This window comes from Streptomyces sp. NBC_01788 (assembly GCF_035917575.1).
Lineage (GTDB): Bacteria > Actinomycetota > Actinomycetes > Streptomycetales > Streptomycetaceae > Streptomyces.
This window is the reverse complement of sequence record NZ_CP109090.1, coordinates 1,633,400-1,646,252: the sequence shown is the minus strand read 5'-3', so window position 1 is coordinate 1,646,252 and position 12,853 is coordinate 1,633,400. Positions and strand designations below refer to the sequence as shown.

At 71.0% G+C, this 12,853-nt stretch carries 11 protein-coding genes; all 11 read left to right on the top strand.

The features are described from left to right. The 11 genes from OIE49_RS07635 (at position 1) to metK (ending at position 12,826) form a co-directional block, all read left to right on the top strand. A complete protein-coding gene (locus OIE49_RS07635; RefSeq protein WP_326801669.1) occupies positions 1 to 1,287 on the top strand; it encodes a dihydroorotase in 1,287 nt (428 codons plus the stop codon). Beyond that, positions 1,284 to 1,877 (top strand): PH-like domain-containing protein, encoded by a 594-nt coding sequence (locus OIE49_RS07630; protein ID WP_326801668.1) that lies wholly within the window; start codon positions 1,284 to 1,286, stop codon positions 1,875 to 1,877. The genes OIE49_RS07635 and OIE49_RS07630 overlap by 4 nt, the downstream gene beginning before the upstream one ends. Beyond that, positions 1,874 to 3,031 (top strand): glutamine-hydrolyzing carbamoyl-phosphate synthase small subunit, encoded by a 1,158-nt coding sequence (gene carA, locus OIE49_RS07625; protein ID WP_326801667.1) that lies wholly within the window; start codon positions 1,874 to 1,876, stop codon positions 3,029 to 3,031. Before OIE49_RS07630 ends, carA begins: the two co-directional genes overlap by 4 nt. After that, positions 3,024 to 6,332: a carbamoyl-phosphate synthase large subunit gene (carB, locus tag OIE49_RS07620; protein WP_326801666.1), complete on the top strand. Its 3,309-nt coding sequence runs from the start codon at positions 3,024 to 3,026 to the stop codon at positions 6,330 to 6,332. Before carA ends, carB begins: the two co-directional genes overlap by 8 nt. 99 nt (positions 6,333 to 6,431) lie before the next feature. Further along, positions 6,432 to 7,547, top strand: coding sequence for a quinone-dependent dihydroorotate dehydrogenase (locus tag OIE49_RS07615; protein WP_326801665.1), 1,116 nt, complete (start codon positions 6,432 to 6,434; stop codon positions 7,545 to 7,547). Then, on the top strand, positions 7,544 to 8,389 hold the full coding sequence (gene pyrF / locus OIE49_RS07610) for an orotidine-5'-phosphate decarboxylase (RefSeq protein ID WP_326801664.1): 846 nt from the start codon (positions 7,544 to 7,546) through the stop codon (positions 8,387 to 8,389). Before OIE49_RS07615 ends, pyrF begins: the two co-directional genes overlap by 4 nt. Positions 8,390 to 8,677: 288 nt before the next feature. After that, entirely contained in the window at positions 8,678 to 9,001 is a 324-nt protein-coding gene (locus OIE49_RS07605) for an integration host factor (protein ID WP_003977346.1), read from the top strand. 58 nt (positions 9,002 to 9,059) lie between these two features. Further along, the gene (gene gmk, locus OIE49_RS07600; RefSeq protein WP_100567888.1) at positions 9,060 to 9,653 is read left to right on the top strand and encodes a guanylate kinase; all 594 of its coding nucleotides are present in this window, start codon (positions 9,060 to 9,062) and stop codon (positions 9,651 to 9,653) included. A gap of 63 nt (positions 9,654 to 9,716) precedes the next feature. Then, complete coding sequence (gene rpoZ, locus OIE49_RS07595; RefSeq protein ID WP_030577387.1) at positions 9,717 to 9,989, top strand: DNA-directed RNA polymerase subunit omega; 273 nt, start codon at positions 9,717 to 9,719, stop codon at positions 9,987 to 9,989. A 173-nt stretch (positions 9,990 to 10,162) separates the two neighbouring features. Further along, the gene (gene coaBC / locus OIE49_RS07590) at positions 10,163 to 11,365 is read left to right on the top strand and encodes a bifunctional phosphopantothenoylcysteine decarboxylase/phosphopantothenate--cysteine ligase CoaBC (RefSeq protein WP_100567889.1); all 1,203 of its coding nucleotides are present in this window, start codon (positions 10,163 to 10,165) and stop codon (positions 11,363 to 11,365) included. Between the two features lie 237 nt (positions 11,366 to 11,602). Continuing rightward, entirely contained in the window at positions 11,603 to 12,826 is a 1,224-nt protein-coding gene (gene metK / locus OIE49_RS07585; protein WP_100567890.1) for a methionine adenosyltransferase, read from the top strand. Positions 12,827 to 12,853: the final 27 nt, after the last annotated feature.

Sequence of the window (12,853 nt, the reverse complement as noted above, 5' to 3'; positions counted from 1 at the left end):
ATGAGCAAGATCCTTATCCGTGGTGCCAAGGTGCTCGGCGGCGCGCCGCAGGACGTCCTGATCGACGGCGAGGCCGTCGAGGCAGTCGGCACCGGGCTGTGCGCCGAGGGCGCGGAGATCGTCGAGGCCGACGGCAAGCTGCTGCTGCCGGGCCTGGTCGACCTGCACACCCACCTGCGCGAGCCGGGCCGCGAGGACTCCGAGACCGTCCTGACGGGCACCCGCGCGGCCGCATCCGGCGGCTACACCGCCGTGTTCGCCATGGCCAACACCTTCCCCGTGGCCGACACCGCCGGCGTCGTCGAGCAGGTCTGGCGTCTGGGCCGGGAGCACGGCTACTGCGACGTGCAGCCCATCGGCGCCGTCACGGTCGGCCTGGAGGGCAGGAAGCTCGCCGAACTCGGCGCCATGCACGAGTCGGCCGCCGGGGTCACCGTCTTCTCCGACGACGGCAAGTGCGTCGACGACGCGGTGATCATGCGCCGCGCGCTGGAGTACGTGAAGGCCTTCGGCGGCGTCGTCGCCCAGCACGCCCAGGAGCCGCGGCTGACCGAGGGCGCCCAGATGAACGAGGGCGTCGTCTCCGCCGAGCTGGGTCTCGGCGGCTGGCCTGCCGTCGCCGAGGAGTCGGTCATCGCCCGGGACGTCCTGCTCGCCGAGCACGTCGGCTCCCGTGTCCACATCTGCCACCTGTCGACCGCGGGCAGCGTCGAGATCGTCCGCTGGGCCAAGTCCCGCGGCATCCAGGTCACCGCCGAGGTCACCCCGCACCACCTGCTTCTCACCGACGAGCTGGTGCGCACCTACGACCCGGTCTACAAGGTCAACCCGCCGCTGCGCACCGAACGGGACGTGCGCGCCCTGCGCGAGGCACTCGCCGACGGCACGATCGACATCGTCGCCACCGACCACGCCCCGCACCCGCACGAGGACAAGGACTGCGAGTGGGCCGCGGCCGCCATGGGCATGGTCGGCCTGGAGACCGCCCTGTCGGTGGTCCAGGAGACCATGGTCGACACCGGCCTGCTGGACTGGGCGGGCGTCGCGGACCGCATGTCCTTCGCACCGGCCCGGATCGGACGGGCCACCGGCCACGGCCGCCCCGTCTCGGCAGGTGAGCCCGCCAACCTCACGCTGGTCGACACGGCATACCGTGGGCAGGTGGACCCCGCGGGCTTCGCCTCGCGCAGCCGGAACACGCCCTACGAGGGACGCGAGCTGCCGGGCCGTGTCACCCACACGTGGCTCCGGGGCAAGGCCACGCTCGTCGACGGGAAGCTCACGTGACACCTGCACCTCTGCTCGCGGCTGGGATCGCGACCGACATCGCCGCGGAAGGGAAATCGGCCGCGGTCACCGACTGGGCCGCCCGCGTCGGCTGGCTGGTCGGCCTCCTCATGTTCATCGCCCTCGTCTACTGGCTGATGCGCGAGGGCTGGAAGTGGCGCGCCACCCTGCAGGGCGACCTGCCCGAGCTGCCGGACGCGCCCGAGGAACCCGGTCCGGCGACCCTGACGATGACCGGCCGCTACCACGGCTCCACCACCGCCGGACAGTGGCTGGACCGCATCGTGGCGCGTGGCCTGGGCACCCGCAGCCGGGCCGAGCTGACCCTGACCGACGCGGGCCTGGACGTGGTGCGCCCCGGAGCCGGCGACTTCTTCGTGCCGGCCGCGCGGCTGCGCGGGGCGCGGCTCGACAAGGGCATCGCCGGCAAGGTGCTCACCGAGGGCGGTCTGCTCGTCGTGACCTGGGAGCACGGCGACCGGCTGATCGACTCCGGGTTCCGCTCCGACCGGGCGGCCGAGCACACCGAGTGGGTCGAGGCCCTGAACTCCATGATCGAGAAGAACACCACGGAAGGCGCCGAACGATGACCACCTCCACCAGGGGAACCTCCAGGGTTCCCGCCGTACTCGTCCTCGAGGACGGCCGGATCTTCCGCGGCCGTGCCTACGGGGCCGTGGGGGAGACGTTCGGCGAGGCCGTGTTCTCCACCGGCATGACCGGCTACCAGGAGACCCTCACCGACCCGTCGTACCACCGCCAGGTCGTCGTCATGACGGCCCCGCACGTCGGCAACACCGGCGTCAACGACGAGGACCCCGAGTCGAAGCGGATCTGGGTCTCGGGCTACGTCGTGCGCGACCCCGCCCGCCGGCCCTCCAACTGGCGTGCCCGGCGCACCCTGGACGAGGAGCTCGCCGCGCAGGGCGTCGTCGGCATCAGCGGCATCGACACCCGCGCCCTCACCCGCCACCTGCGCGAGCGCGGCGCCATGCGCGTCGGCGTCTTCAGCGGGGAGGCCGTCCAGGACGACGCCACGCTGCTGGCCCGGGTCCTGGAGTCCCCCCGGATGGAGGGCGCGGACCTGTCCGCGGAGGTGGCCACCGAGGAGGCGTACGTCGTCCCCGCGATCGGCGACAAGAAGTTCACCGTCGCCGCCGTCGACCTCGGCATCAAGGGCATGACCCCGCACCGCATGGCCGAACGCGGCATCGAGGTGCATGTGCTGCCCGCCACGGCCACGGTCGAGGACGTCTACGCGGTCGGGCCCGACGGAGTGTTCTTCTCCAACGGCCCCGGCGACCCGGCCACCGCCGACCACGCCGTCTCCGTCATGCGCGGCGTCCTGGAACGCGGTACGCCGCTGTTCGGCATCTGCTTCGGCAACCAGATCCTCGGCCGCGCCCTCGGCTTCGGCACCTACAAGCTGAAGTACGGCCACCGCGGCATCAACCAGCCGGTGCAGGACCGTACGACCGGCAGGGTCGAGGTCACCGCGCACAACCACGGCTTCGCCGTCGACGCCCCCATCGACCGGGTCTCCGACACCCCCTTCGGCCGCGTCGAGGTCTCCCACGTGTGCCTCAATGACAACGTGGTGGAGGGCCTCCGGCTGCTCGACAAGCCGGCCTTCAGCGTGCAGTACCACCCCGAAGCGGCCGCGGGACCCCACGACGCCGCCTACCTGTTCGACCGCTTCACGTCTTTGATGAGCACAGTCCTGATGGAGGGCCAGCGTGCCTAAGCGCACCGATATCCAGTCCGTCCTGGTCATCGGCTCCGGCCCGATCGTCATCGGCCAGGCCGCCGAGTTCGACTACTCCGGCACCCAGGCGTGCCGCGTCCTGAAGGCCGAGGGCCTCAGGGTCCTCCTGGTCAACTCCAACCCCGCGACGATCATGACCGACCCGGAGATCGCCGACGCCACCTACATCGAGCCGATCACCCCGGACTTCGTCGAGAAGATCATCGCCAAGGAGCGCCCCGACGCCCTGCTGCCCACCCTGGGCGGCCAGACCGCGCTCAACACCGCCATCGCGCTGCACGACAACGGCGTCCTGGAGAAGTACGGCGTCGAGCTGATCGGCGCCAACGTCGAGGCCATCCACAAGGGCGAGGACCGCGAGCAGTTCAAGGCGGTCGTGGAGGCCGTCCGCCGGAAGAGCGGGCACGGCGAGTCCGCCCGCTCGGTGATCTGCCACACCATGGACGAGGTCCTGGCCGGCGTCGACGAGCTCGGCGGCTACCCGGTCGTGGTCCGCCCCTCGTTCACCATGGGCGGCGCCGGCTCCGGCTTCGCCCACGACGAGGACGAGCTGCGCCGCATCGCGGGCACCGGCCTCACGCTCTCCCCGACCACCGAGGTGCTCCTCGAGGAGTCCATCCTCGGCTGGAAGGAGTACGAGCTGGAGCTGATGCGCGACAAGCACGACAACGTCGTGGTCGTCTGCTCCATCGAGAACTTCGACCCGATGGGCGTGCACACCGGCGACTCCATCACCGTGGCCCCGGCGATGACGCTCACCGATCGCGAGTACCAGATCCTGCGGGACATCGGCATCGCCGTCATCCGCGAGGTCGGCGTCGACACCGGCGGCTGCAACATCCAGTTCGCGGTGAACCCCGAGGACGGCCGGGTCATCGTCATCGAGATGAACCCGCGCGTGTCGCGATCCTCCGCGCTCGCCTCCAAGGCGACCGGCTTCCCCATCGCCAAGATCGCCGCCAAGCTCGCCGTCGGCTACACCCTCGACGAGATCCCCAACGACATCACGCAGGAGACCCCGGCCTCCTTCGAGCCGACCCTCGACTACGTGGTCGTCAAGGCGCCCCGGTTCGCCTTCGAGAAGTTCCCGCAGGCCGACTCCACGCTGACCACCACCATGAAGTCGGTCGGCGAGGCCATGGCCATCGGCCGCAACTTCACCGAGGCCCTCCAGAAGGCCCTGCGCTCGCTGGAGAAGAAGGGCAGCCGGTTCACGTTCGTCGGCGACCCCGGCGACAAGCACGAGATGCTGCGCGAGGCGGTCCGCCCGACCGACGGCCGGATCAACGCGGTGATGCAGGCCGTCCGCGCGGGCGCCACGCCCGAGGAGGTCTTCGACGCCACGAAGATCGACCCGTGGTTCGTCGACCAGCTGTTCCTGATCAAGGAGATCGCCGACGAGCTGGCCGAGGCGCCCGAGCTGACCGCCGAACTGCTCGCCGAGGCCAAGCGGCACGGCTTCTCCGACCAGCAGATCGGCGAGATCCGCGGCCTGCGCGAGGACGTGGTCCGCGAGGTGCGGCACGCCCTCGGCATCCGCCCGGTCTACAAGACGGTCGACACCTGCGCCGCCGAGTTCGCCGCGAGGACGCCGTACTTCTACTCCTCCTACGACGAGGAGAACGAGGTCGCCCCGCGCGAGAAGCCCGCGGTGATCATCCTGGGCTCCGGCCCCAACCGCATCGGCCAGGGCATCGAGTTCGACTACTCCTGCGTCCACGCCTCCTTCGCGCTGCACGACGCCGGGTACGAGACCGTGATGGTCAACTGCAACCCGGAGACCGTCTCCACCGACTACGACACCTCCGACCGGCTGTACTTCGAGCCGCTCACCCTGGAGGACGTCCTGGAGATCGTCCACGCGGAGCGGCAGGCCGGCCCGGTCGCCGGTGTCGTCGTCCAGCTCGGCGGCCAGACCCCGCTGGGCCTGGCGCAGGCGCTGAAGGACAACGGCGTGCCGATCGTCGGCACCCCGCCCGAGGCGATCCACGCGGCCGAGGACCGGGGCGCCTTCGGCCAGGTGCTGGCCGAGGCGGGCCTGCCGGCCCCCAAGCACGGCACCGCCACCACCTTCGCCCAGGCCAAGACCATCGCCGACGAGATCGGCTACCCGGTCCTGGTCCGCCCGTCCTACGTCCTGGGCGGCCGCGGCATGGAGATCGTGTACGACGAGGCGCGCCTGGAGACGTACATCGCCGAGTCGACCGAGATCAGCCCCTCCCGTCCGGTGCTCGTCGACCGGTTCCTCGACGACGCCATAGAGATCGACGTCGACGCCCTCTACGACGGCGAGGAGCTGTACCTCGGCGGCGTCATGGAGCACATCGAGGAGGCCGGCATCCACTCCGGCGACTCGGCGTGCGCGCTGCCTCCGATCACGCTCGGCGGGTACGACATCAAGCGGCTGCGGGCCTCCACCGAGGCCATCGCCCGCGGTGTCGGGGTGCGCGGTCTGATCAACATCCAGTTCGCGCTGTCCGGCGACATCCCCTACGTCCTGGAGGCCAACCCGCGCGCGTCCCGTACGGTCCCCTTCACCTCCAAGGCGACCGCGGTGCCGCTGGCCAAGGCCGCCGCCCGGATCTCGCTGGGCGCGACCATCGCCGAGCTGCGCGACGAGGGGCTGCTGCCGAAGAACGGCGACGGCGGCACACTGCCGCTGGACGCGCCGATCTCCGTCAAGGAGGCCGTGCTGCCCTGGAGCCGCTTCCGGGACACCTCGGGACGCGGCGTGGACACCGTCCTCGGCCCCGAGATGCGCTCCACCGGCGAGGTCATGGGCATCGACTCCGTCTTCGGCACCGCGTACGCCAAGTCGCAGGCCGGGGCCTACGGTCCGCTGCCGACCAAGGGACGCGCCTTCATCTCGGTCGCCAACCGGGACAAGCGGTCGATGATCTTCCCGGCCCGTGAGCTGGTCGCCCACGGCTTCGAGCTGCTCGCCACCTCCGGCACCGCCGAGGTGCTCAAGCGCAACGGCATCAACGCCACGGTGGTGCGCAAGCAGTCCCAGGGCAGCGGGCCGAACGGCGAGCGGACCATCGTCCAGCTCATCCACGACGGCGAGGTCGACCTCATCGTCAACACCCCGTACGGCACCGGCGGCCGCCTGGACGGCTACGAGATCCGCACCGCGGCCGTGGCGCGCTCCGTGCCCTGCCTGACGACGGTCCAGGCGCTCGCCGCGGCGGTCCAGGGCATCGACGCCCTGCACCGGGGCGAGGTGGGTGTCCGTTCCCTCCAGGAACACGCGGGATTCCTGACCGCGACCCGCGACTAGCAGCCCCGAGGGGGACACCGGAAACGGTGTCCCCCTCTTCATGAGCACCAGGGGGACCCATGAGGCCCCGAGGACACCCGAGGACTCAGTGACTCAGTGATGTACAAGCTCTTCTTCCGTCTGTTCTTCCAGCGGATGGACCCGGAACAGGCGCACCACCTGGCCTTCCGCTGGATCCGGCTCGCCGCCCGCGTCCCGGTGCTGCGCACGTTCGCCGCCGCCGCCCTCGCCCCCCGCCACGAGGAACTGCGCACCGAGGCCCTCGGGCTGCGGATGCACGGCCCCTTCGGCCTCGCCGCCGGCTTCGACAAGAACGCCGTGGCGATCGACGGGATGTCGATGCTCGGCTTCGACCACGTCGAGATCGGCACGGTCACGGGCGAACCGCAGCCCGGCAACCCGAGGAAGCGGCTGTTCCGGCTGGTCCAGGACCGCGCGCTGATCAACCGCATGGGCTTCAACAACGAGGGCTCGCTCGCCGTCGCCGCGCGCCTCGCCTCGCGCACGCCCGTGTTCAGGACCGTCGTGGGCGTCAACATCGGCAAGACCAAGGTCGTCCCGGAGGAGGAGGCCGTCGGCGACTATGTGAAGTCCGCCGAGCGGCTGGCCCCGTACGCCGACTACCTGGTCGTCAACGTCTCCTCGCCGAACACTCCCGGACTGCGCGACCTCCAGGCCACCGAGGCGCTGCGCCCGCTCCTGGCCGCCGTGCGCGAGGCCGCCGACCGGGTCGTGCCCGGGCGCCGGGTGCCGCTCCTGGTGAAGATCGCGCCGGACCTCGCCGACGAGGACGTCGACGCGGTCGCCGACCTCGCCGTGGAGCTGGGCCTGGACGGGATCATCGCCACCAACACCACCATCGCGCGCGAGGGACTCGGGCTGGCGTCCGCGCCCTCGCTCGTGAAGGAGACCGGCGGGCTCTCGGGCGCGCCGCTGAAGGCGCGCTCCCTCCAGGTGCTGCGCCGCCTCTACGCGCGCGTGGGCGACCGCGTCACGCTGGTCGGCGTCGGCGGCATCGAGAACGCCGAGGACGTCTGGCAGCGCATCCTGGCCGGCGCCACCCTGGTCCAGGGCTACAGCGCCTTCGTCTACCAGGGGCCCTTCTGGAGCCGTGCGATCCACAAGGGGCTCGCCGCACGCCTGCGGACCAGCCCGTACGCCACGCTCGCCGACGCGGTCGGCGCCGATGTGAGGAAGGCAGGGGAGACGGCATGAGTCCGGTGGAACCCTTCGGCGCGCGGCTGCGCCGTGCGATGGACGAGCGCGGCCCGCTGTGCGTCGGCATCGACCCGCACGCCTCCCTGCTCGCCGAGTGGGGCCTGAACGACGACGTGGCCGGTCTGGAGCGGTTCAGCCGCACCGTGGTGGAGGCGCTGGCCGGCCGGGTGGCCGCCCTGAAGCCGCAGAGCGCCTTCTACGAGCGTTTCGGCTCGCGCGGTCTCGCCGTGCTGGAGAAGTCGGTCGAGGAGGCCCGGGCGGCCGGTGCGCTGGTCGTCATGGACGCCAAGCGCGGTGACATCGGCTCCACCATGGCCGCCTACGCCGAGTCGTTCCTGCGCGAGGACGCGCCCCTGTTCTCGGACGCGCTCACCGTCTCGCCGTACCTCGGCTACGGGTCGCTGAGGCCCGCGGTCGACCTGGCCCGGGAGAGCGGCGCGGGCCTCTTCGTGCTGGCGCTGACCTCCAACCCGGAGGGCGCCGAGGTCCAGCACGCCGTGCGGCCCGACGGCCGCAGCGTCGCCGCGACCGTACTGGCGCACCTCGCCGAGGAGAACGCGGGGCAGGCCCCGCTCGGCTCCTTCGGCGCGGTGGTGGGGGCCACGCTGGGCGATCTGTCGTCGTACGACCTGGACATGGGCGGGCCGCTGCTCGCACCCGGGATCGGCGCGCAGGGAGCGACGCCGGCCGACCTTCCCCGGGTGTTCGGCCCCGCCGTGCGCAACGTGGTCCCGAGCGTCAGCCGGGGTGTTCTGCGTCACGGTCCCGAGGCGGGTGCGCTGCGCGACGCCGCGGAGCGCTTCGCGGAGGAGATCAGGACCGCGGTGACCGGCGGCTGAGTGCCCCGGCGGGCGGTCCGGGGCGCGCCCGAGCCTGGATACATCCTCGAATCCGGGGCATTATGTCCTAAATGCCCGGCCTGGCGGAGGCTGACCAGGACTTTTCCGCTGTTCTCGCTGACTCTGGCGGACTGGACCGCTAGTCTCCGTCGAGTGGGGGCGCCTCCCACGCCCTCAAGGTAGTGGGGGAGAACGGGCAAGCGTGTTGCTCGTGGCTCCCCAGGTGTGGGGCGACTAGGTTCCTCACCGGTCCGTATCCGACAGTTCGACATCCGAGGTGACGTAGGCGTGGCTCTTCCGCCCCTAACCCCTGAACAGCGCGCAGCCGCGCTCGAAAAGGCCGCCGCGGCTCGCCGGGAGCGGGCCGAGGTCAAGAATCGACTCAAGCACTCCGGCGCCTCCCTGCACGAGGTCATCAAGCAGGGCCAGGAGAACGACGTCATCGGCAAGATGAAGGTCTCCGCGCTCCTTGAGTCCCTGCCAGGCGTGGGCAAGGTCCGCGCCAAGCAGATCATGGAACGGCTCGGCATCTCCGAGAGCCGCCGCGTGCGCGGCCTCGGGTCCAACCAGATCGCCTCCCTGGAGCGCGAGTTCGGCAGCACCGGCTCCTGAATCCGGGGGCTTGGGGCCGGAGTCCCGGGCACTGCGCGATTGCTGGAATAATCGGCGCATGGCTGTAACACCCCGGGGCGCGACCCCCGTACCCCCGGACGCACGTCCGCGGCTGACCGTGCTCTCCGGCCCCTCAGGGGTCGGCAAGAGCACGGTCGTCGCCCATATGCGCAAGGAACACCCCGAGGTCTGGCTGTCGGTGTCGGCGACGACCCGCAAGCCTCGCCCCGGTGAGCAGCACGGCGTCCACTACTTCTTCGTCACCGACGACGAGATGGACAAGATGATCGCCAACGGCGAGCTGCTGGAATGGGCCGAGTTCGCGGGCAACCGCTACGGCACCCCGCGCGCCGCCGTGCTGGAGCACCTGGAGACGGGTGTGCCGGTGCTGCTGGAGATCGACCTCCAGGGCGCCCGGCAGGTCCGTGAGTCCATGCCCGAGGGCCGGCTGGTGTTCCTGGCTCCTCCCTCCTGGGAGGAACTCGTGCGCAGGCTCACCGGGCGGGGGACCGAGCCGCCCGAGGTCATCGAACGGCGACTGGAGGCGGCGAAGATCGAACTCGCGGCCGAACCGGAGTTCGACGAGACCCTGGTCAACACCTCCGTCGAGGACGTGGCTCGCGAGCTGCTAGCCTTGATGGACGTTGTGTGATCGTGACAGTGAACGTGACGGTCGCACCGAACTGATTCTTTCCCATCCATCGGAAGGTAGAGCGTGTCCTCTTCCATCTCCGCGCCCGAGGGCATCATCAACCCGCCGATCGACGAGCTCCTCGAGGCCACCGACTCGAAGTACAGCCTCGTGATCTACGCGGCCAAGCGGGCCCGTCAGATCAACGCGTACTACTCGCAGCTCGGCGAGGGCCTCCTCGAGTACGTCGGTCCGCTCGTCGACACCCACGTCCACGAGAAGCCGCTCTCCATCGCGCTGCGCGAGATCAACGCGGGTCTGCTGACGTCCGAGGCCATCGAGGGCCCGGGTCAGTAGTCCGCCGGCAGTCCCCGCGGCTCTTCATAGCAGGTTTTTTCCACAGGCCCGGCAGCGCGATTGCCGGGCCTGTGGTGTGCTCGGGGGGTGCGGGAGCCGATCCCGCGATGATGCAGCATGGACGCGTACGCCGACGAGCCGCGGCGTACGTGTGTCGAGTGAGGGGAGGCCCGGTGAGCAAGCCCAAGGTCGTTCTGGGGGTCGCTGGCGGCATCGCCGCCTACAAGGCGTGCGAACTGCTGCGCAGGCTGACCGAGTCCGGTCACGACGTGCGCGTGGTGCCGACCGCCTCCGCGCTGCACTTCGTCGGCGCCGCGACCTGGTCGGCGCTGTCCGGCCACCCCGTCTCCACCGAGGTCTGGGACGACGTCCACGAGGTCCCGCACGTGCGCATCGGGCAGCAGGCCGACCTGGTGGTCGTCGCCCCCGCCACCGCCGACATGCTCGCCAAAGCCGCCCACGGCCTCGCCGACGACCTGCTGACCAACACCCTGCTCACCGCCCGCTGCCCGGTGGTCTTCGCCCCCGCGATGCACACCGAGATGTGGGAGCACCCGGCCACCCAGGACAACGTGGCGACGCTGCGCCGCCGCGGCGCCGTCGTCATCGAACCGGCGGTCGGCCGGCTCACCGGCGTCGACACCGGCAAGGGCCGGCTGCCGGAACCGGCGGAGATCTTCGAGGTCTGCCGCCGTGTGCTGGCCCGGGGCGCGATCGAGCCCGACCTCGCCGGACGGCACGTCGTCGTCAGCGCCGGCGGCACCCGCGAACCCCTCGACCCCGTCCGCTTCCTCGGCAACCGCTCCTCAGGCAAGCAGGGCTACGCCCTCGCCCGGACGGCCGCGGCCCGCGGCGCCCGGGTCACGCTCGTCGCCGCCAACACCGCCCTGCCGGACCCGGCGGGCGTCGACCTCGTCCGGGTCGGTACGGCCGTGCAGTTGCGGGAGGCCGTGCTGAAGGCCGCCGCGGACGCCGACGCGGTGGTCATGGCCGCCGCGGTCGCCGACTTCCGTCCGGCTGCCTACGCGACCGGCAAGATCAAGAAGAAGGACGGCGAGGACCCCGAGCCCGTCGCGCTGGTGCGGAATCCGGACATCCTCGCCGAGATTTCAGCCGAACGGGCCCGGCCCGGACAGGTGATCGTGGGATTCGCCGCCGAGACCGACGACGTCCTCGCCAACGGGCGCAAGAAGCTCGCCCGCAAGGGCTGCGACCTGCTCGTGGTCAACGAGGTGGGGGAGCGCAGGACCTTCGGCGCGGAGGACAACGAGGCCGTGGTGCTGGCCGCCGACGGCGTCGAGACACCCGTGCCGCACGGACCGAAGGAGGCCCTGGCCGAGACCGTGTGGGACCTGGTGGCCGCCCGGCTCGGCTGAGCGCCCCCGGCCCGTACGGCCCCGCCGAACTTCGAAGCCCGGCGCGTGGCGACTCTGGCCAAGGTCGCCGGGCTTCGGCACAATGCCCGTGCCGCAGGTCACAGCGCTCCCGAGAGGCGAGACAGGTGGGCCGGCGGCCGAGCGCGACCGATAAACTGTTCTCGGACGACGCCAGGCGCAGCCCCGTGCCCGTCCGCCAATGATCAGCCAGCAGCCGCTGCAACCCCAGGGAGCGTTGTGTCCCGTCGCCTGTTCACCTCGGAGTCCGTGACCGAGGGTCACCCCGACAAGATCGCTGACCAGATCAGCGACACCATTCTCGACGCGCTTCTGCGCGAGGACCCGACCTCCCGGGTCGCCGTGGAGACACTGATCACCACCGGCCTGGTGCACGTGGCCGGCGAGGTCACCACCAAGACCTACGCGGACATCGCGACCCTGGTCCGCGACAAGATCCTCGAGATCGGCTACGACTCCTCCAAGAAGGGCTTCGACGGCGCCTCCTGCGGCGTGTCCGTCTCCATCGGCGCGCAGTCCCCGGACATCGCCCAGGGTGTGGACACGGCGTACGAGTCCCGGGTCGACGGTGGTGCCGCGGGTGACGAGTTCGACGAGCTGGACCAGCAGGGCGCGGGCGACCAGGGCCTGATGTTCGGCTACGCCTCAGACGAGACGCCGACGCTGATGCCGCTGCCGATCTTCCTGGCGCACCGGCTGTCCAAGCGCCTGTCGGACGTGCGCAAGAACGGCACGATCCCCTACCTGCGTCCGGACGGCAAGACCCAGGTCACCATCGAGTACGACGGCGACAAGGCCGTCCGCCTGGACACCGTGGTGGTCTCCTCGCAGCACGCCTCCGACATCGACCTGGACTCGCTGCTGGCGCCCGACATCCGCGAGTTCGTCGTCGAGCCGGAGCTGAAGGCGCTGCTGGACGACGGCATCAAGCTGGACACCGAGGGCTACCGGCTGCTGGTCAACCCCACCGGCCGGTTCGAGATCGGCGGCCCGATGGGTGACGCGGGCCTGACCGGCCGCAAGATCATCATCGACACCTACGGCGGCATGGCCCGCCACGGCGGCGGTGCCTTCTCCGGCAAGGACCCGTCCAAGGTGGACCGCTCGGCCGCGTACGCGATGCGCTGGGTCGCCAAGAACGTGGTGGCGGCCGGTCTGGCCGCCCGCTGCGAGGTCCAGGTCGCCTACGCGATCGGCAAGGCCGAGCCGGTGGGCCTGTTCGTGGAGACCTTCGGCACCCACAAGGTGGAGCCCGAGAAGATCGAGAAGGCGATCGACGAGGTCTTCGACCTGCGCCCGGCCGCCATCATCCGCGACCTCGACCTGCTCCGCCCGATCTACGCCCAGACCGCCGCGTACGGCCACTTCGGCCGTGAGCTGCCCGACTTCACCTGGGAGCGCACGGACCGCGTGGACGCGCTGCGCGAGGCGGCGGGCCTGTAGGACCGGGGCCACAAGGCCCCCGGCCGC

Bases quoted from the DNA above. Each gene is read 5' to 3' on its own strand.
- OIE49_RS07615 (WP_326801665.1), top strand. From the start codon at position 6,432: ATGTACAAGCTCTTCTTCCGTCTGTTCTTCCAGCGGATGGACCCGGAA.
- OIE49_RS07635 (WP_326801669.1), top strand. From the start codon at position 1: ATGAGCAAGATCCTTATCCGTGGTGCCAAGGTGCTCGGCGGCGCGCCG.
- carA (WP_326801667.1), top strand. From the start codon at position 1,874: ATGACCACCTCCACCAGGGGAACCTCCAGGGTTCCCGCCGTACTCGTC.
- gmk (WP_100567888.1), top strand. From the start codon at position 9,060: ATGGCTGTAACACCCCGGGGCGCGACCCCCGTACCCCCGGACGCACGT.
- pyrF (WP_326801664.1), top strand. From the start codon at position 7,544: ATGAGTCCGGTGGAACCCTTCGGCGCGCGGCTGCGCCGTGCGATGGAC.